We start from the raw sequence: 19,131 nt of genomic DNA, 5'->3' as shown, positions 1-19,131 counted from the left end.
CTGCCCACGTCATCATGCGTTGCGCATGCTTTCGAGCAATTCTTTAGCACGATCGACACGAACATCATGGTCAGCGGCGAGAGCGGTCGCAACCTTGTCAACTTCCTCGCCAATCGCTCCGGCAACAATTGCAATATTGCGGGCATGCAATGCCATATGCCCCTTCTGGATGCCTTCCGTGGCCAGAGCCCGAAGCGCGGCCATATTTTGTGCTAACCCGACTGCCACCGTGACTTCGGCAAGTTCCTGAGCGGTCTGCACGCCGAGAATTTTTAGCGCCGCGCGAGCGGCGGGATGCGTTTTGGTGGCGCCCCCTACCAAGCCCAACGCCATAGGCATTTCAAGTGTGCCTATAAGGTTCCCTGTCGCATCAATTTCCCAGTGAGTGAGCGAAGTGTACCGGCCCGAGCGGGATGCCCATACATGAGCCCCGGCTTCAATCGCACGCCAATCGTTTCCGGTGGCGACAACGATTGGATCGATACCGTTCATTATCCCCTTATTATGGGTGGCGGCGCGGTAGGGATCGACAACTGCAAAGGCGCAAGCCTCAACAACACCTCGGGCGATTCTCTCCCCACCATATTCATTGGTTTTCAATGCTTCCGGCGTCAGGGACACCATTGCACGCGCCAGTCGCAGATCAGCGTAATTGGAAAGAATCCGGAGCCGGACCTCACCGCCGGTTATTTTTTCGATCAGCGGCGCCACGGTTTCGGCCATTGTATTGACCGTGTTCGCACCCATTGCGTCGCGAACATCCACAATCAGATGAACGGCAATCATAGGACCGACTTGCGTGTCCTCAAAGATATGAACTTCAATATCTTTGCAGCCACCGCCGAGCGAAATCAACACCTTGTCCTTGGCGTTGGCAGCAGTAATGATCGCCTCACGCTCCTGCAATACCCGGATTCGCGCGCTATACGGATCGCTCAGCTTCAGTACCTGCACTTGCGCTCGCATGAGTGGGCCAGTACTCGAGGTCTGGAACCCACCGCATTTGCGTGCTATCCGCGCCATATAGGACGCAGCCGCGACAACGGATGGTTCTTCTACTGCCATTGGGATAAGGTAATCCCGCCCATTTATGGTAAAATTTGTAGCTATACCTATCGGCAGTTCAAATACACCGATGACATTCTCAATCATCCCATTGGCGAGATCGACCGGCAAGCCGGCATATGAGAAGACGTTCGCCTCTTCAGTGGAAAGCGACACCACATCCGCGACTTTGGCCAATCGTGCGTGGGGAGAGAGATTCCGCATATTCTCCAAACGAGAGTTAATGCCCTGTCGCGATGCTTTCGCGTTTAAATCAGCCAATGCTGCCTCCCGGAAGAAGTTCCTCTTGAAAGTTTTATGGGCAATTTGTTACCCTTATGAAAAGGTACAGTTTTTAGTTATTGTCACCAACTGTACCCACATGGAGATAGCATGCCCTCTACGAATGGCTTATGCACCTCAGCGGTTACTCTTGTGGAAACAATCACTGCCCGTTTGAAAAAACAGATATTTTCCGGAGCTTTGCCTTATGGTTGCAGGCTGCTTTCTATTCGCAAGGCGGCAGATGAATTCAATGTGTCGAAAAACACGATTGTGGAGGCTTACGACCGCCTCGTCGCAGGAGGGTTCATCGCCGCCCGTAAGGGATCTGGATTTACAGTTGTTTTCGAACCCGAGATTGGAACTAACCACCGTCCAAAACATGTGGCGGAAGCGGTGGACATTGCCTCTCTTCTCAGTGCTCAGCTTGATCAAAGCTTTGAAGTGCGGGTGGGAGACGGACGACCGCCGCCCGCATGGACGGAACAATCGGAGATCAAACGTCATCTCACAATCCATGACCGGACGTTGACCACTGATTCTGACGCCTACGGATCGGCACTGGGTTTCCCACTGTTAAGGCAAAAGATCGCGCATCGACTGAAAAACCAGCAAATTGGCGCGGGTGAGGAAAATGTATTGTTGAGTTTTGGCGCCAATCATGCGCTGGACCTTATCATTCGTGGACTTCTCTCAGCCGGCGATACAGTCCTTGTCGATGAACCAGGTTATTACCCGCTGTTTGCTAAACTTGCATTGGCACAGATACGCGTGGTGGGTGTACGCCGTACACCCGAAGGACCGGACGTCAATGACTTTAATGAGAAGCTCCAATCAGAGCGACCAAAGATGTTCTTCACCCAATCGCTAGGGCATAACCCAATGGGCGGTTCGATTAACTTACCGATCGCCCATGCGGTACTTGCCGCGGCGAGTGCTCATGATATCCTAATAGTCGAAGACGATCCATTTTCTGACTTGCCCCTACCAGCACATCGCCTGGCCACACTTGATCAAGTCAATCGTGTTATTTCAGTCGGGACATTTTCGAAGACATTGTCAGCAAGTTTGCGTTCAGGTTTTATCGTTGCGCGGGAGGATATCATCGCGGCGCTGACCGAATTGAAGATGCTGACCACAGTCAACAGTTCGGGCCATATCGAGCGATTGCTTCACCGATTGATTGCGGACGGCCATTACGACCGGCATTTGAAACGCCTATTGCAGAGGATTGAGACGGCTTCACACGCATTCCAGCATAGAATCGACCAGGCCGGCTGGCAATGTTTTGCAGATAGCGTTGGGGGGTATTACAGGTATCTACTTTTACCGGCAGGCGTCAGCGATATCGAATTGGCCCGAGCGGGCGCTAAGGAAAGCATTTTCATAGCGCCCGGCAGCGTGTTTTGTATCGACAAACAAAACCCCCTAGGCAGAGGCATCCGCATTAATGTGTCCAGAGCACAGGACATGAGGTTTTACGATTTCCTTTTGCGAATGCTTTGATTCAAAGGGAAACAAGACAGGCTAATTTGGATAACCAGAAAAATCTGTTTATTTTCAAATTAGCATTGCAGTTGCATTCTTCGAAATGCCGGGCTGCAGAGAGCGCCTAATCTGCGTTCAGGTACTTAAGTACCTTCTGCTCTGGTACTCGAAATCACTCTTTTCGCCACGGCCTGACGAATTTACAACTGTAATGTTAGCTGTCTGACGACGAATTGTTCTGCGAGTAACTACTGCTCCAGTCGCATCAACACTAAATACGCTGCAAGACGTCTTGCCCAGATCCACGCCAAGGATCACAATAGTCATTGGCTCTTTCCTTGCTTTTCCTCACACAGCATCCTGACAGACGATGTGGAAAGGGGCAGTCCATTCCACAAGGCCTAGGCTCAGGACTCATTGGTTTCCGAGCCAGAATATAACGGCTGCTGCGAGATCTATTGCTGCTCGGAACACAATCGGGCAGCGATCATAACGGGTGGCAATTCTGCGCCAGTCTTTCAGTCTTTCAAACATAATTTCGATACGATTACGCCGCTTGTATCGACGTTTGTCATATTTGATAGCCTTCTAACGGTTTTTGCGACCCAGGATGCAAGGCCTTATCTCTTGGTCTTTTAACCGTTTTCTGAACCAGTCTGCATCATAGCCTCTGTCAGCAAGAAGCCAGTCGACCTTCGGTAACATCTCGATTAAGACTGCAGTTCCGGTATAGTCGCTGATTTGTCCGGCCGTAACGTGTAACCTGATGGGACGCCCCTGTGTGTCGGTGACGGAGTGCAATTTGGTATTCATGCCACCTTTCATCCGACCGATCAGGCGTCCATCGCCCCCTTTTTTAACCGTAGGCTTGAGGCCGTGCGGTGCGCTTTCAAGTAGGTCGCATCTATCATGACAGTTTTTCCGACCGACGACTTAGAAAACAAACCTTCCAGTATTTGAGCAAATATCCCCTTGTGACACCTACGGTTCCAACGATTATAGAGCGTTTTAGAGGGCCCGTATTCCCGACGGGCACCACACCACCGTAACCCATTGCGAAGAATAAATATAATTCCACTCAAGACACGCCTGTCATCAAAGCGCGGACGTCCATGACTCTTAGGGAAAAAGGGGCGAAGGCGTGACATTTGTCCTTCGCTCAGCCAGTAAAGATTACTCACCAATCAGTCTCCTCAAGCGAAACTGAAACAGCTCATCATTCTGAAATCAATGGGTCCTGGGCCTAAACCACAGTTGTCGGCGTGTCTTGGATGGCATAACTCGTGTGCTCATAAGAGCCGGTTTGCTTTAGAAAATCCTTGGCCAGCATCAACGCCCGGCTGTGGCCATCAGACCGAACATGCACTAACATTCCAAACGGATCACCACACGGGGGCAAGTCAGGAGGCGGCAGGAATGCACATCGGTGTTCCAGCGACGGGATCTGCAATAATGATAGCGGCAACCCCGAAAACATGCTGTACGATCTCAGCCGTCATCACAACGCTGGGGCGACCGGTAGCCACGATCTTACCTTTCCTAAGCATGACCATGTGGTCCGCGTAGCGCGCAGCCTGGTTGAGATCGTGCAGCACGGCAACGACTGTCTTGCCGCGCTCAGCAACCAGGCGGCTCACCAACTCCATCACCTCGATCTGATGAGCGAGATCGAGAAACGTTGTGGGCTCGTCGAGCAGTAAGATGGGGGTCTCCTGCGCAAGCGCCATCGCGATCCACGCTCGTTGGCGCTGGCCGCCGGACAGGCTGTCGAGCGGTCGCCCAGCTAGGTCTTGCATCCCGGTCAGCAGCAGGGCCTCCTCGCAAACCGCATCGTCCCGTTCGGACCTGCGACCGAACAGGGAAAGGTGCGGATACGGGCCCTGCCGGACCAAATCCAGCACCGACAACCCTTCCGGCGCGACCGGCCCTTGCGCCAGCACGCCTATGCGTCGTGCGATTTCCCTTGTCGAAAATTCGGCTATGGGCCGCCTGTCCACCCGAACTGTGCCAGCCATGGGCGCAAGCAGGCCGCCAAGCGCGCGCAGGATGGTCGACTTGCCGCTACCGTTCGGCCCGATCAACGCGGTGAAGGCGCCGCGAGGAATGATAAGGTCGAGATCTTTTACGACCACTGCGCGGCCATAGGCGACCGTAACGCCTTCGGCAGCGAGGTCTATGTTTCCGTTTACGTCAGGCCGGGACATGACGACGCCCCCATAGCAGATATGCGAAAAAAGGTGCGCCGATCAGCGCGGTTACGATCCCGGCTGGAAGCTGGGCCGGGGCGATGATCGAGCGACCTGCAAGATCCGCCGCCACGACCAGCGTTGCGCCGATCAAAGCCGACACGGGGATCAGCCTTGCATGGGCCGGACCGACAATTCGGCGGGCCATATGCGGCGCGACCAACCCGACGAAGCTGATCAGCCCGGCGGCGGCGACGGCCGCGCCGGACAGAAGCGCACAAAGCAGGATCATCAGTCCTCGAACGAGGTTGACGCGCTGTCCAAGACTGCGCGCGGCATTGTCGCCGAAACGGATCAGGTCGAGTTGCCGACTCGAAATCATCGTCACCGCCAAGGGTGTGACAAGCCAGAGTGTGAGGACATACACTCCCATCCAATCTGCGTGATAGACGTTGCCAGCGAGCCAGATCATGGCGCGCTGCACGTCTCCAACCTCACCGAAGGCGGTGAGAAAGGTCGTGGCCGCGCCCGCTAGTGCGGAAAGCCCGATGCCTATCAGGATAATGCGCAGCGACGAGGTGCCGCCATTGCGCCATGACAGCATGTAGATTGCAGCTGCCATCCCGCCTGCGCCAGCAAAGCCAGCCCAGGGCAAAAGCTGGATCGGTGCATTGTCGAGCGCCACGATGACGATCATGGCTGCAAGAGCCGCGCCGGCATTGATGCCGAGGATGCCGGGTTCAGCGAGCGGGTTGCGCATCACAGCCTGTGCTATTGCCCCGGCCACGGCAAGAGCTGCACCGACCAGTGCGGCGAGCAATGCGCGTGGCATGCGCAGGTCGAGCACGATCATCTCGACCTGTGGATTGATGCCCGCTGGCTGTGTCAGAACTGAGCACAGATCGCTAAACGATACGGCATGATCGCCATAAGCAAGAGAAGCGGAAATACAGGCCAAAAGCAGCAACGAGAGAGAGACAATGCGGATCATGAGGCACCATCCACGCGGCGGCGGGCGATCCATATGAAAAACGGTGCGCCGACAAGCGCCATCGTCACCCCAACCGGAAAGCTCTGGCTGGCAAAAAACGTCCGGCCCACCGTGTCCGCTACCAAGATCAGTAGCGCACCGCCAGCCGCGCTGAACGGGATGATCCAGCGGTAGTCGACACTGACCGTCATGCGTGCAATGTGCGGGACGACCAGCCCGACGAAACCGATGGGACCGGCGAGCGATACTGCACCGCCAGCAAGCAAAATGACTATAACAACGGCGAGACCACGCCACAGGACTTGGTTCTGCCCGACAGATTGGGCAAGCGTTGTTCCCAGGCTTAATGTCATGAGATGGCGGCGAAAGATCAGGGCTGCGGTCAGGCCCACGAGAATATAGGGTGCTACGGCGCTCACCTGAGCCATAGTGCGGCCGGCAAGCGAACCGGCCGTCCACAGCCTCACGGCGTCGAGCGTGGTCTGGTCGAAAATGAGGATCGCAGTGGCCAGCGAGGTGAGGAAGGTGGCCAGCACAGCTCCGGCCAGCACCAGCTTGAGCGGCGTTGCACCGGCAACTCCGGCCGAGGCCAGCGCATAGACCACAACGGCCGCCAAGCCCCCGCCGCCAAAGGCGAACCAGATATGGGCGTTGCTCGATCCTGCCCCGAGCACGGATATCGCCACGACCACTGCGAAGGACGCCCCGGCATTAATGCCAAGCAGGCCGGGCGAAGCGAGCGGGTTGTTCGTCACAGCCTGCATGACCGCGCCCGCCACCGCCAGCGCGGAGCCGGCCAGAAGCCCGGCCAGCACGCGTGGCAGGCGCAGCGTCGTCACCACCAGATGCTCGCGCGAGCCATCGAACGCAAAGAGCGCCGCAAGCACATCCACAACCGCAATGCGCGACGTGCCGAGCGTCACGGACCAGACCGCCAGGCTCGCCGCGACAACACACAGCGTCGCGAGCGATGAGGCCCGCATTGCATCCGCGCGGCTATCGTGAGAGCCGGTCACCGTGGTTCCTGTCATCCGTCCCCCGCTCACGGCCTCGTCAGAACATAGCGTTCGATGTCGTCGAGAACCCGATGGGCAGAGGCGATGCTGTTGAAACCAAACCATGCTCCCTTCTCGACACGATACGCATGTCCCGCCTGCACCGCCGGAAGCATCTGCCAAAACGGATTGCCAATGGTTAGCGCATTCAGGGCCTCGTCCTGGCCGGGCGCATTTCCAGCGGCAACCACGTAGAGTAGAATATCGCCGTTCAAGGCGTCCAGTTCCTCCCAATCCGGGCGCTTCAGCACCGCGTCATCGTCAGTCGTTTCATAGACGGTGCGTCTTATACCCGCCTCCCGGAGGACGGCGTAGGGCGCATAGGCCGACGGACTGTCAAGATAGACATGAAAGCCATGCGGTGCGACTCTGATTGCTGAGACTTCGACGTCAGCAGGCACGCGAGTGCGGATAGCGGACGCACGCGCCTCGTAAGCTTTCAGAAGCTTGGCACCCTCATCTGAACGATCAGCAACATCGGCTAGCAGGAGGAAGTGTTCCTTCCAATTTGCTGCGTCGATCAGAGCTGTCGGTGCGATCGGGGCAAGTTTATCGTAGAATTGGCCATGGAATTGCGCCTCACCGACAATGAGATCCGGCTTGAGGCTGATTATCAACTCTAAATTGGGCTGACGCGCGTTGCCGATGTCCTTAATAAAGGCGTCTGTCGCGCGCTCGCGCAATTCTGCGTCCGGCGCCGCCATCAGCGGCGCGCCAACGACCGGAATATCCAGTTCTAAAGCCATTCCCAGATTATAGAAATGGTCGAGGACAACCACGCGCTGAGGCTTTTTGGGCACACAAACCGGGGCTTCATAGACGTTCTTGGCTATGGTTCTCCCATCGCACGATGCCCACGCTGGAATAGCCGCCAACAACATGACCAAACTCATAAGAAGCGGCCGAAAAATTTCCATTTTAACTCTCATCATCTTGGCTGTGGGAGATGCCGTCATGCTGAACAGCATCACGATGTCGTCAGAATTTCGCCTTAACATTCAAGCCGAAACTACGCCTTTGGCCCAGGGTCGCCATCCTGTCTGCTTCGAGATAAGTCAGGTATTCTTCGTCAAGAAGGTTTTCGGCAAATGCATTGATCTCCCAACCGTCCAGCCGATAGCCAGCCTGCGCGTTTACGATCGTTCTGGAACCGACGAAACTGTTGGGCGTATTTGCCGAGAACCGAGCCATGTACGAAGAGGTGTATTTTGCGTCTCCACCGACATAGAAGCCGTTCTCAAACTCGTAGCGACCACCCAGGCCAATGGACCACTCCGGGGCTTCCGGGAACGGGAAGCCGGGTAGATCGATCGTGTCGGCCTCACTTTCCCGGTCAAACTTCGTATTGAGATAGCCGAGTGCAAGGAATGTGGAGAGCTGATCCGTAACCTGCCAGGTTGGCTCGATTTCGAAGCCATAGGCGCGCGAGCCTGCGGCATTCGCGATCCTGTTGGTGAGGTTCGCGAAGTCTTCAATGTCCACCTGCTGGTCTCTGTACTGGGTATAGAAGAAATTGGCGTTCAACCTGAGACGATCGTCCAGCCAGCTTCCCTTGTAGAAGATTTCATAGCTATGCGAGCTTTCCGGGTCATAGTTATACATGACCCGGTTGACCGTATCGTAAGCAATGCCGCCATTGCGAAAGCCCTGCGAATAGGAAAAACCAACCGTATGATCGTCGCCGAAATCCTTCGATATTCCAATCTTCGGAACAAAATTCGTTTCCTCACCGCTTCCTGAATAATCCGTTATACGGGGATTATTCGGAGAGCGTGAATCGCGCATTCGATAGAAATAGTCCGTCGACTGCTTCGTGTAATCGATACGGCCTCCGGCGGTGAGGTGCCAACTCGGCAAAAATTCATATGTAGCCTCACCGAACGCGGCAAGATTTGTAATTTTCCTGTGATCGTCCTGAAACTGGTTATAGAAGCCAAGTGTTCCATCATAGCTGTTGCTATAATTCTGATGGCTTCCAAAGACGCCGCCGACCCATTTCCATCTTTCGCCCTGATAGTTCAGGCGAGCTTCCTGGGTAAACAACGTATTCTTTCGATCTCCTCTGAGTGTATTGACCTCGCCTGGCGTACCCTCATTGATAGAAGGGCGCTGATGAATGTCATGCGTTACGCCGGTTTGAGAGGTGAACTGCAACGCATCGGAAAAGTCATGCGTGATTTCCAGACCCACATTGTGGACTTTGGTGGAGCGAACTTCTGTGTAGATCGGCAGATAGTAGTCCGCCCTTTTATCCTCCCATCGGAAGCCCTGGCCCGGCCCGCCAATATTTCGTTCGGTGGGCGCGTCATGTGCGAAGGAGTAGCTGAGCAGGGCTTTTGTGTCGGGGAGTTCAGCGGGCGTGAACAACATCTTGCCACGAATGTTGTAGGTAAGGTTCGTCATGAAATCATCGTAGCGATCGAAGCCCGTAAAGGATGGGGCGTTGAGATCACTCTTGCTGCGCTCCAACGAACCGGCGATGCGCATGGCGATCTGGTCTTCAAGAAGCGGCGTGTTTACCATGAAGGCGGTACCAGCCAGATGATCGTTTCCGACGGTTGCAGAAACTTCTGCCTCCTTTTCGAAGGTCGGGTCCTTTGTCTTGATATAAATTGCACCCGCCATCGCAGCGCGACCGCTCAGTGTCGATTGAGGTCCTCGATAGACCTCCACCTGCTCGACATCCCATAGACCGCGCGCACCGCGTCTGGTTCCTTCGGTCGGCTGCAATACTCCGTCGACGTAAAGTGACCCGATAGGATTTGCGCCGGTATTAAAACCCTCCGAGTTCACGCCGCGAATGACGAAACCGCCGTTAATCCAATCAGCATCCATGACATTCGCCATGCGACGGAAGGAATCGCGGAAGTTGCGGATCTGGCTGTCCTGGATCTCTTCAGCCGTAACGATCCCTACGCTTGCGGAGGTGTCGTTCAAGCTCGTCGCATCTCTCGCACCATAGATGGTGATGGGGTCGAGCATCGTAGCGCCGTCAGCCGATAAAGGCGCAGAGTTTTCGACCGCCACCTCGAAGACTTGTACCGTCGTCGGGTTGCTGAAACTGTAGCCAAGGCCGGTTTCGGCGAGCATGGTTGCCAGTGCCTGCTCGGCGCTCATCCTACCACGAACCGGATTGCCGGTAGCCGATATTGGCCGGTTTTCGCGGAACACGACGGAAAGTCCGGCAATGCGACCAATATCGTTAACGGCCTGCGGTACGGGCTTGGCCTTGATGTCGAAGGTGAATTGACCCTGCACGACCTGCTGCGCTTGTGCTGCCGCGATTGAAGCGCTGCTCGCCGCCGTCATCAGCGCCGCCGCCAGCGCGAATGTTACCCCTCGTACCCCTTGAGCCGTCATATCTGCCTGTCCCTGTTGCTCTCGAACGTTGGAGAGCACGGGCGGCTATTTGCCACTCTTCATCATGCTCCTAGTGCGTTCACGCTCGGCACGGGCAATCGGGGAACCTCCGAACGCATTTTTTTTGCGCGAAGGTTTGAACCACGCCGGGATTCCAACCGGAAGTGGCGCTACGGTCCAATGACCGTGAGGCGTCCGGCAACCGTCGTCATGCGGAAGCCGAGACTGGCCTGGAGCGAGGCAAGCGCGACGTCGGTGTCGGCAAGCGAGATGCTACCGGTCACACGCTCTTCCGCCAGTCGCGACGTCGCGATAACGATCCGCCCGCGGCGATAGCGCTGGATTTCACTCACTACATCTGCCAGACTTGCGCGATAGAAGACGAAGCGGCCGTCGCGCCACGCAAGCTCGTCATCGACGTTCACGTCCTCGACGGAAGCGACGCCAGCGGCACCGAAATGGGCCTGCTGACCCGGCGCGAGCCTCGTGGCTTCAGGATGTTCGTTGGTCGTCACCTCGACGACACCACGCTCCAACGTCACAACGCCGCCATTCTCCAGCAAGTGAATACCGAAGGCGGTGCCGTGAACGCGCACCTCACCGTTTCCCGCCTGGACGACAAAGGGAACGTCTGAACGCGCAATATCGAAGAACGCACCGCCGCGCAGAAGACGAACACGCCGCTCCATGCCCGTAAAGTCCTCGTCAAAGGCGCTGTCGGCGTCGAGTAATACGGACGAACCATCCGAAAGCGTGATGCTGCGGCGCTCTCCACGTGCAGAGTTATAGTCGGTGCGCATGTCCTCAAAGATATTCGGACGCTCCAGCCATATGCCGCCGGCGAGTATGGCGACGAGGATGACGCTTAAAGCCGAGAGCCTACGAAAAGTCTTCTTATGTGCCTTGGCCTTATCGATCGCCTCCAGATAGATGGCGAGTTGGTCGGCCTCCCGCTCCGCGAGCCGCTGACCGGGGTCTTCCGCTGCTTGCCAGGCGGCCTCGATGGCGCGATAGGCGTCATAGTGGGCAGAATCCGCCCGAACCCACTTCTCGAACGCAGCCCGCTTTGCGGTGGTTGGCTGCTCCAGCAGCGAGACAAACCAATGTCGGGCTTCTTCGCGAAGCTCGGCTTCGGATCGGTTCTGCGGTGGCTGGTTGGCTATACGCATATATCTTCCGGGGTCGCTATCAGCATGCCGCGCACTTGGGCGGGCCTCGCATGTTGCCTACTATCCGTATCTGACACACAAAGCAAAGCCTGAGGACAATCTATTTGATCTCTTCACAAACAGCGACAGCGCGTGCCATGTGCTTGGTAACGGCGCGCCGGGATATTCCAAGCACTTCAGCGATTTCGGAAAAGCTTCTGCCATGGACGCGGTTAAGAAGAAAAATGTGCCTCGTGCGTGTCGGCAATGCGGCCAAGGCGTCATCAATGCTGCGCAGCTCCTGTCGCGCGGAAACGACATCATCGGGGGACGCGGATGGTGCGGCATATTGTTCCGGCACAAAGCCGCCGAAGAACTCACTGCGCCTTCGCTCCGCCCTGATGTGATCTATCGTGGCGTTGCGCGCGCTGCGCGTCAGGTAGGCAGCCGGTTCAGCGAGACGCCCGGCAGTTCGCTCCCAAAGGCGGAGGAAGATGTCGTGAACAAGATCGCTTGCAGTGCTGGAGCAACCCAGACGGCTACCTATCTGCCGCTTCAGGCGTTCGTGTTCGGCGATATAGAGTGCCGCTATTTCGTCTGTCTTTCCGTTCATCGGACCAGCAATGTTCGACTTTGCCGTGCGTCCATGTGGCGGTATGACGGCTTGTCAGATCCATACAAAGGCAAAAATTCTCTTGCAAGTGCAGATACTTAGATTGCTTTCAGTAAAACGATGCGATGCGGCGCACAAAGTTGCGTAGAAAACTCATGTTTACTCTTGATTTTGTTACTTGTTTCACTTCTGTATCAGCGGAAGATGGAGCTACGTGGTGAACGCGCGCAACAGGAAGAATCTGCAACGATAGTTGCATTAACGCAACAATTCAGCCAGCCGACTCGCTTCCTGTATCACGGCCGTGCGCCTCGCCGGAGATGGACGCGTACCTGAGACGCATGACGCGCAGCAACTCGGCATTCCGGTCCGCCGGCTTCTTCAGCACGCATGTCTCGCAAAGCGTTCCATCTTCCACCGTGTAGTAACGGCAGCACCCGCCGCGCGCACGAAAAGTCCAGGTCAGCAACTCACGCTGCCGTTCGTCGCGCAAGGTCAGGTCGAAAAAATGAAGCTGACGGTTATAAAGCGGCGACCCTGGATACTTGAGAACAGTCATTGCCGTCGCTTTGGCTTCTTCAAGGCACCCGAAGCGCCGTCCTGCGTCAAGGAAGCAGGCAGCGATGGCGTCCGCAACCAAGCGCCAGAGCGCATTGCTCGACAGGCCGGACCTGCTGGCAAGCTTTTCCACTAGCGACCGTAGATGATCCTCGACGGAGCGGCGGTAGAAATCGCACAGACCGTCATGATGCATCAGCTGCCACGCATCAACCGCACTCTCTTCCCTATCTGTCCAGAAGGCTGGCGATAGAAAGCGGACATGAGCGCGGCGCACCTCGAAGGTTCGGCCGTCGTGCTCCAGTGGAGCAGTGTAGAATTGCATCGCGTATTGCCGCGGCGACATATCTGGCACGATGCCGAAGCCGGCGAAGAGCGGAACTGTCGCCAAGGCGAAGACGTAGCAATAATCAACCATCATGGCAGCCGCGCAGGTCTTGCGGTCGGTGTCCTGATGAAACGAGCCTTCATAATGGAGATATTCGTCGATTGCCGCGTCGTCCGCGAAAAACGCATGGGCCGTAATCCATCCCGGTTCAGGATCGCCCAAGTTCGTCCGCACTTCTGGCCACATGGCCGACCGGGCGGCGAGCGCGTGCAACTGAGCATTAGTAGACAAACCATTTTTCACCTGCATTTACTTTTATCCTCGCACCGTTTTGCTTGCATCGTCAAACTGGTACAGAATCCCGTTGATCGCAGCGGCAGGGAGCGCTAGCCAATCCTACACTACTCCTCTTATACTGACGAACGAGGATCAAAGTTAGGGAACCATTTTCCTAAAGCACTGTGAAAGATAATGACGCGACGCGTCTCAGATGTCGACTCGAGTGGGCAACAGACAGCACATGTTTCCTGATTGATAGACGATTTCAATGTCTCTCTCGAATTTTTGAGCGTTCCCCAGAATTTCAGATAAGACGAAAAGTAAAGCGGCCCGACCATAGTCATAGGCGTCTTGGTCAGGTTTTAATGCTGATTGACAGCAAGCTCGTGGAACGCCTGAAACGAACGTGTTGCAAAAATCCGTTCGGTACGGAGCAAGCCTTTGCCTTGGACCCACCTGTGTGGCGATGGCTTCTAATTGCTGTTTAAGAGAGAACGCTTTTGTTAATGCGAAGATACCTTACTGCTTGCACATCATATGAACTAGGTCGCAGCCTCATAGGCTCGCAGCCATAGCCGTATTGAGGCGAGCTGAACCATCGCAAGGAAGTTGGCTGCAAGCTTGTCGTAGCGAGTAGCGACGCGGCGGAAGTGTTTCAGCTTAGAGAAGAACCGTTCGATCAGGTTGCGCTCGCGGTAGAGAAGTTTGCTGAAGCACGGCTTCCGGCGCCGGTTGCGCTTCGGCGGGATGTTGGGGGTAGCGCCTTGGTCCAGGATCAGCTCCCGTATGCGCTCGGCATCGTAAGCCTTGTCGCCCAGCACGATGGTGTGCGGACTGAGATGGTCGAGGAGCACGTCGGCGATCTGGACTTCCCCCTTCAAAAGTGGAGGGCTTTTGTTAGATACAACTGACAGGAGACCTAGAATTGAAGCAGCGAGAATTTACAGAAGAGTTTAAACGCGAAGCCGTTCGGATTTTAACGACGAGCGGTCGAAGCATTTCATCGGTTGCCGATGACCTAGGAATTGGCAAGTCAACACTTGACCGCTGGCGTCGCAATTTTGCTGAGAAGGATCTGCTTTCTGGTCCGCATGAGGACATGAGCGAGGAACTTGCCCGGCTTCGTAAGGAAAATGAACTCCTGCGACAGGAACGTGACCTACTAAAAAAAGCGACGGCCTTCTTCGCTCGGGAGACAAGTCGATGAAGTTTGCGTTCATCGACACGGAGAAGGCTCATATGTCTCTGTCACGGCTGTGCGCTTTCGCAGGCGTCAGTATCAGCGGTTATTATGCATGGAAGCATCGTTTGCCCAGTCGTCAGCTCGACGATATGATCATCCTGGCGCATATTCGCAATCAGTTTGAACTGTCACGTGAAACTTATGGCAGCCCTCGAATGCATGTCGAACTGAACGAAGAAGGTATTCGAGCAGGACGTCACCGCACGGCGCGACTGATGCGTGAAAACGGCCTTAAAGCCCGGCAGAAAACGCGGTTCAAACGCACGACCGACAGCAATCATGGTGAGCCCGTCGCTCCCAATCTTCTGGATCAGGACTTTACCTGTGATGGACCGGATCAGAAATGGGGTGTCGATATCAGTTACATATGGACGGCAGAAGGCTGGCTATATCTGGCAATTGTTGTCGATCTTTATTCGCGTCGCATCATCGGGTGGGAAGCGCGCGATCGGATGAAGAAGGATCTGGCGATCAGTGCTTTGAAGAAAGCCATTGCAATCCGTCAACCAAAGCCCGGGCTGATCCAGCATTCAGACAGAGGAAGCCAATATGCCAGCTATGACTACCGTAGGCTTCTCAAGGCGCATGATATCCTTCCATCCATGAGCGGAAAAGGAAACTGCTATGACAATGCAATGGTGGAAACCGTCTTCAAAACGATCAAATCGGAATTGATCTGGAGAACCGTGTTCCAGACTAGAAATGACGCAATCAAAGCCATTGGAGAATATATTGATGGCTTCTACAATCCTGTGCGCAGACATTCTGCACTCGGGTATAAATCGCCGATCCAGTTCGAGATGATAAACCGTAAATTAGTGACAGAACCTCTCCACTAAATAAGGGCAAGTCCAAGATCGTCGGAACCTACAATGACGCAGGCATCTCTGGTGCAAGCATGATCCTGCGACCGGGCATTCAGGCGCTCCTTCAGGATGCACAGGCAGGCCAGTTCGACATCGTATTAGCGGAGGCGCTGGATCGCATCAGTCGCGACCAGGCGGACGTCGCCACCTTCTACAAGCATCTCAAGTTCGCCGGTGTTCCGATTGTCACGCTGTCCGAGGGCGAGATCAGCGAGTTGCATGTCGGCCTCAAGGGGACGATGAACGCACTGTTCCTCAAAGACCTCGCGGCCAGGACGCATCGTGGCATCCGTGGCCGCGTCGAGGACGGCAAATCAGGCGGCGGGCTCTGCTTCGGCTACAACGTCATCAAGCAACTCGACGCGCGGGGTGATCCCATTCGCGGCGACCGGGAAATCAACGAAGCCGAGGCAAATGTTGTCCGGCGCATCTTCCGAGAGTTCGCCGCAGGCATCGGCCCGCGCACGATAGCGCGCACATTGAACGAGAAAGGCGTACCCGGTTCGGCTGGCAAGCTCTGGAACGACACCACCATCCGAGGCCATATGAAGCGCGGCACTGGACTGGTAAATAATGAACTCTATATCGGTCGTCTGGTCTGGAACCGGCTTCGCTACATCAAAGATCCATCGACCGGAAAGCGCGTCTCACGCCTGAACCCGGAACCGGAATGGATTATCAAGGATGTGCCTGAGCTGCGTATTGTTGATGACGAACTCTGGCATTCGGTCCGTGTCCGGCAGGGCGAGATCGCCGAAAAGTTTGCCAACGTCACCGAAGCCGTGCGCAAGCGCCACAAAAAAGAACCGCCTGAACGGCACACGTCGGCCGAAGTCCCTTCTGTCCGGCCTCGTGTTCTGTGGCTGCTGCGGAGGCCCTACTCGCTTCGCGGCGCTGATCGGTTCGCCTGCTCGAACCATATCAGCAAGGGCGCCTGCTCAAACAGCCGCACGATCCCGCGTGAGGATCTGGAAGCTCGTGTGCTCTCCGGCCTCAAGGACCGCATGATGGCGCCTGAGATCGTCGAGGAGGCGATGCGCGCCTATGCGGAGGAGATGAGCCGCCTCAACCGCGAGCGCCGCTCCAGCGGCGATACCTGGAAAGCAGAACTGGTAAAGATTGAGAAGCAGATCCGCGGCATCATCGAGGCGATCAAGGCTGGCATGTTTCACGAGAGCATGAAGGCAGAGATGGACACGCTGGAAGCGCGCAAAACCGAACTGAACAGCCTGCTGGCCGACGCGCCAGAGGACACACCGGACATTCTGCCGAACGCCTCGGCGATTTATGCGAAGAAGGTTTCTGCCCTCACCAAAGCGCTCAATCGCAAGGAAGAGCGGCAGGAAGCGGCGGAGACATTGCGTGGCCTGATCGAAAAGATTTTGCTGACGCCGGGGCCGGAACGTGGCGAGATTTACGCAACGCTGCACGGTGAACTGGGCACAGTTCTCAATTGGACGGAGCGTCAAGCCATTGGAAAGTCTGCTAAAACAACAAAACCCGCAGCGGATGCTACGGGTTTGTCGTTATCAGTGGTTGCGGGGGCAGGATTTGAACCTGCGGCCTTCAGGTTATGAGCCTGACGAGCTACCGGGCTGCTCCACCCCGCGTTATGAGTTACGAACCATTGCGGCCCGGGAGCGAAGTCAGGCGCCTTTTTTCAAGGCATGGGCCTGATGAGGTGAGGTCGTTTAAAAATCGATTGATTATCGATTTTAGACCGAACGGGCTGCTCCGAGCCACTCTCACGCAGTCATATATTCGGTATTTTTCGCGCTTATTGCGTTGAATGTCTGTTTTGTATTGTTTTGAGAAGATGGGATTATTTGTGTGCTTAGCAGACCTGGCAGCGACCTACTCTCCCGTGTCTTAAGACAAAGTACCATTGGCGCTGGAGCGTTTCACGGCCGAGTTCGGAATGGGATCGGGTGCAGCCGCTCCGCCATAACCACCAGGTCGGCGAAGAACACAAATATGAGAAGCTGTTGTCTTTCGTGCTGATATTGAGTTGTTTTCAGGCGCTGATAAACAATAAGCACACGACTGTGTGCCGCCGGTTGCCCGGCGCCCTCCCGGAGCCATTCACGAAGTGAATAAGGCGTGAGGGGCAAAGTTTTCATCGAACTTTGTTCGATGGATATTGTAAATGAGAATGATCAAGTCGATCGAGCTATTAGTACCGGTAAGCTACATGCGTTGCCGCACTTCCACACCCGGCCTATCAACGTGGTAGTCTTCCACGGCTCTGATAGGGAATACTCGTTTTTAGGTTAGTTTCCCGCTTAGATGCCTTCAGCGGTTATCTAGTCCGTATATAGCTACCCTGCTATGCCGTTGGCACGACAACAGGTCCACCAGAGATACGTCCATCCCGGTCCTCTCGTACTAGGGACAGATCCTATCAATATTCCTACACCCACGGCAGATAGGGACCGAACTGTCTCACGACGTTCTGAACCCAACTCACGTACCGCTTTAAATGGCGAACAGCCATACCCTTGGGACCTGCTCCAGCCCCAGGATGCGATGAGTCGACATCGAGGTGCCAAACAACCCCGTCGATATGGACTCTTGGGGGTCATCAGCCTGTTATCCCCGGCGTACCTTTTATCCGTTGAGCGATGGCCCTTCCACGCGGGACCACCGGATCACTATGACCGACTTTCGTCTCTGCTCGACTTGTCAGTCTTGCAGTCAGGCAGGCTTATGCCATTGCACTCGACGAACGATTTCCGACCGTTCTGAGCCTACCATCGCGCGCCTCCGTTACTCTTTAGGAGGCGACCGCCCCAGTCAAACTACCCACCATACACGGTCCTGGACCCGGATAACGGGCCGCAGTTAGACATCCATATAGATAAGGGTGGTATTTCAAGGATGACTCCACCATGGCTGGCGCCACGGCTTCAAAGTCTACCACCTATCCTACACATGTCGACACGAATGCCAGTGTAAAGCTATAGTAAAGGTGCACGGGGTCTTTCCGTCTAACCGCAGGAACCCCGCATCTTCACGGGGAATTCAATTTCACTGAGTCTGCGTTGGAGACAGCGGGGAAGTCGTTACGCCATTCGTGCAGGTCGGAACTTACCCGACAAGGAATTTCGCTACCTTAGGACCGTTATAGTTACGGCCGCCGTTTACTGGGGCTTCAATTCAATGCTTGCACATCTCCTCTTAACCTTCCAGCACCGGGCAGGCGTCAGACCCTATACGTCGTCTTGCGACTTCGCAGAGCCCTGTGTTTTTGGTAAACAGTCGCTACCCCCTGGTCTGTGCCACCCTCCAATAGTTGCCTAAAGAAGGGTCACGCTTCTTCCGAAGTTACGCGTGCATTTTGCCGAGTTCCTTCAACGCAGTTCTCTCAAGCGCCTTGGTATTCTCTACCAGTCCACCAGTGTCGGTTTAGGGTACGGTCTATATGCAGGAGCTATTTCCTGGAACCGCTTCGCTGCCAGATCAATCCAATAAGACCTGACAACACACGCAATCCGTCACTACCTGCAGGCCCACGAATATTAACGTGGTTCCCATCGACTACGCCTTTCGGCCTCGCCTTAGGGGCCGGCTAACCCTGCTCAGATTAACTTTAAGCAGGAACCCTTGGACTTTCGGCGAGGGAGTCTCTCACTCCCTTTATCGTTACTCATGTCAGCATTCTCACTTCCGATACCTCCAGGATGTCTCACG

13 protein-coding genes, 1 tRNA gene, 2 rRNA genes and 4 pseudogenes (1 of these 20 running past the window's edge) are annotated in these 19,131 nt (G+C 55.5%); 4 read left to right on the top strand and 16 right to left on the bottom strand.

Going from position 1 to position 19,131, the window contains the following annotated elements; all coding sequences use genetic code 11:
- Positions 1-12: 12 nt before the first annotated feature.
- Positions 13-1,326, bottom strand: a complete 1,314-nt coding sequence (locus RI570_RS14310; RefSeq protein ID WP_313829215.1) for a hydroxymethylglutaryl-CoA reductase, degradative — start codon at positions 1,324-1,326, stop codon at positions 13-15.
- Positions 1,327-1,437: 111 nt separating this feature from the next.
- Here RI570_RS14310 and RI570_RS14305 point away from each other — a divergent pair, with 111 nt between their 5' ends.
- Positions 1,438-2,832 carry a PLP-dependent aminotransferase family protein gene (locus RI570_RS14305; RefSeq protein WP_313829214.1) on the top strand — a complete coding sequence of 465 codons (1,395 nt, stop codon included), beginning with the start codon at positions 1,438-1,440 and terminating at the stop codon, positions 2,830-2,832.
- 396 nt (positions 2,833-3,228) lie between these two features.
- Here the strand turns inward: RI570_RS14305 and RI570_RS14295 are convergent.
- The 10 genes and pseudogenes from RI570_RS14295 to RI570_RS14250 form a co-directional block, all read right to left on the bottom strand.
- A pseudogene (locus tag RI570_RS14295) lies at positions 3,229-3,995 on the bottom strand (IS5 family transposase).
- Between the two features lie 219 nt (positions 3,996-4,214).
- Positions 4,215-5,018: an ABC transporter ATP-binding protein gene (locus RI570_RS14290; protein WP_313829212.1), complete on the bottom strand. Its 804-nt coding sequence runs from the start codon at positions 5,016-5,018 to the stop codon at positions 4,215-4,217.
- Entirely contained in the window at positions 5,005-5,991 is a 987-nt protein-coding gene (locus RI570_RS14285) for an iron ABC transporter permease (protein ID WP_313829211.1), read from the bottom strand. The genes RI570_RS14290 and RI570_RS14285 overlap by 14 nt, the downstream gene beginning before the upstream one ends.
- Positions 5,988-7,022, bottom strand: a complete 1,035-nt coding sequence (locus tag RI570_RS14280) for an iron ABC transporter permease (protein ID WP_313829210.1) — start codon at positions 7,020-7,022, stop codon at positions 5,988-5,990. Before RI570_RS14280 ends, RI570_RS14285 begins: the two co-directional genes overlap by 4 nt.
- Before the next feature lie 11 nt (positions 7,023-7,033).
- Complete coding sequence (locus RI570_RS14275; protein ID WP_313829209.1) at positions 7,034-7,963, bottom strand: iron-siderophore ABC transporter substrate-binding protein; 930 nt, start codon at positions 7,961-7,963, stop codon at positions 7,034-7,036.
- 61 nt (positions 7,964-8,024) lie between these two features.
- On the bottom strand, positions 8,025-10,406 hold the full coding sequence (locus RI570_RS14270) for a TonB-dependent receptor (RefSeq protein WP_313829208.1): 2,382 nt from the start codon (positions 10,404-10,406) through the stop codon (positions 8,025-8,027).
- Positions 10,407-10,576: 170 nt separating this feature from the next.
- Complete coding sequence (locus tag RI570_RS14265) at positions 10,577-11,575, bottom strand: FecR family protein (RefSeq protein WP_313829207.1); 999 nt, start codon at positions 11,573-11,575, stop codon at positions 10,577-10,579.
- A 100-nt stretch (positions 11,576-11,675) separates the two neighbouring features.
- A complete protein-coding gene (locus RI570_RS14260) occupies positions 11,676-12,167 on the bottom strand; it encodes an RNA polymerase sigma factor (RefSeq protein ID WP_187548006.1) in 492 nt (163 codons plus the stop codon).
- A gap of 271 nt (positions 12,168-12,438) precedes the next feature.
- Positions 12,439-13,362: a (2Fe-2S)-binding protein gene (locus RI570_RS14255; RefSeq protein ID WP_313829206.1), complete on the bottom strand. Its 924-nt coding sequence runs from the start codon at positions 13,360-13,362 to the stop codon at positions 12,439-12,441.
- A 512-nt stretch (positions 13,363-13,874) separates the two neighbouring features.
- Positions 13,875-14,198: pseudogene (locus RI570_RS14250) on the bottom strand (transposase); the annotation flags it as partial.
- Positions 14,199-14,257: 59 nt separating this feature from the next.
- Here RI570_RS14250 and RI570_RS14245 point away from each other — a divergent pair.
- A protein-coding gene (locus tag RI570_RS14245; RefSeq protein WP_409558675.1) for an IS3 family transposase occupies positions 14,258-15,414 on the top strand; the annotation gives its coding sequence in 2 pieces (ribosomal slippage) (positions 14,258-14,519 and positions 14,519-15,414; 1,158 coding nt in all).
- Positions 15,390-15,743: pseudogene (locus tag RI570_RS14240) on the top strand (recombinase family protein); the annotation flags it as partial. The gene RI570_RS14245 and the pseudogene RI570_RS14240, both read left to right, overlap by 25 nt.
- A gap of 12 nt (positions 15,744-15,755) precedes the next feature.
- Here the strand turns inward: RI570_RS14240 and RI570_RS14235 are convergent.
- Complete coding sequence (locus RI570_RS14235; RefSeq protein WP_313829205.1) at positions 15,756-15,986, bottom strand: hypothetical protein; 231 nt, start codon at positions 15,984-15,986, stop codon at positions 15,756-15,758.
- Between RI570_RS14235 and RI570_RS14230 the strand changes: the two are divergent.
- A pseudogene (locus tag RI570_RS14230) lies at positions 15,894-16,115 on the top strand (recombinase family protein); the annotation flags it as partial. The gene RI570_RS14235 and the pseudogene RI570_RS14230 sit on opposite strands and share 93 nt — an antisense overlap.
- A gap of 264 nt (positions 16,116-16,379) precedes the next feature.
- On the opposite strand, the gene RI570_RS14225 reads toward RI570_RS14230, so the two are convergent.
- The 4 genes from RI570_RS14225 to RI570_RS14210 form a co-directional block, all read right to left on the bottom strand.
- Entirely contained in the window at positions 16,380-16,910 is a 531-nt protein-coding gene (locus RI570_RS14225; protein ID WP_313829204.1) for a hypothetical protein, read from the bottom strand.
- Between the two features lie 64 nt (positions 16,911-16,974).
- Positions 16,975-17,051 (bottom strand) — tRNA-Met (locus tag RI570_RS14220).
- A 231-nt stretch (positions 17,052-17,282) separates the two neighbouring features.
- Positions 17,283-17,397, bottom strand: a 5S ribosomal RNA gene (gene rrf, locus RI570_RS14215).
- 196 nt (positions 17,398-17,593) lie between these two features.
- A 23S ribosomal RNA gene (locus RI570_RS14210) occupies positions 17,594-19,131 on the bottom strand; it runs 1,274 nt beyond the window's last position.

The organism is Brucella pseudogrignonensis, from assembly GCF_032190615.1.
GTDB lineage: Bacteria > Pseudomonadota > Alphaproteobacteria > Rhizobiales > Rhizobiaceae > Brucella > Brucella pseudogrignonensis_B.
Note: the sequence above shows the minus strand (reverse complement) of the source record. Positions and strands in the feature narration are given on the sequence as shown.

What these genes read in the sequence shown, in the direction of transcription:
- RI570_RS14255 (WP_313829206.1), bottom strand. Translation starts at nt 13,362, where the DNA reads ATGCAGGTGAAAAATGGTTTGTCTACTAATGCTCAGTTGCACGCGCTC.
- RI570_RS14285 (WP_313829211.1), bottom strand. Translation starts at nt 5,991, where the DNA reads ATGATCCGCATTGTCTCTCTCTCGTTGCTGCTTTTGGCCTGTATTTCC.
- RI570_RS14305 (WP_313829214.1), top strand. Translation starts at nt 1,438, where the DNA reads ATGCCCTCTACGAATGGCTTATGCACCTCAGCGGTTACTCTTGTGGAA.
- RI570_RS14290 (WP_313829212.1), bottom strand. Translation starts at nt 5,018, where the DNA reads ATGTCCCGGCCTGACGTAAACGGAAACATAGACCTCGCTGCCGAAGGC.
- RI570_RS14280 (WP_313829210.1), bottom strand. Translation starts at nt 7,022, where the DNA reads ATGACAGGAACCACGGTGACCGGCTCTCACGATAGCCGCGCGGATGCA.
- RI570_RS14265 (WP_313829207.1), bottom strand. Translation starts at nt 11,575, where the DNA reads ATGCGTATAGCCAACCAGCCACCGCAGAACCGATCCGAAGCCGAGCTT.
- RI570_RS14275 (WP_313829209.1), bottom strand. Translation starts at nt 7,963, where the DNA reads ATGGAAATTTTTCGGCCGCTTCTTATGAGTTTGGTCATGTTGTTGGCG.
- RI570_RS14260 (WP_187548006.1), bottom strand. Translation starts at nt 12,167, where the DNA reads ATGAACGGAAAGACAGACGAAATAGCGGCACTCTATATCGCCGAACAC.
- RI570_RS14235 (WP_313829205.1), bottom strand. Translation starts at nt 15,986, where the DNA reads ATGGCCTCGGATGGTGGTGTCGTTCCAGAGCTTGCCAGCCGAACCGGG.
- RI570_RS14270 (WP_313829208.1), bottom strand. Translation starts at nt 10,406, where the DNA reads ATGACGGCTCAAGGGGTACGAGGGGTAACATTCGCGCTGGCGGCGGCG.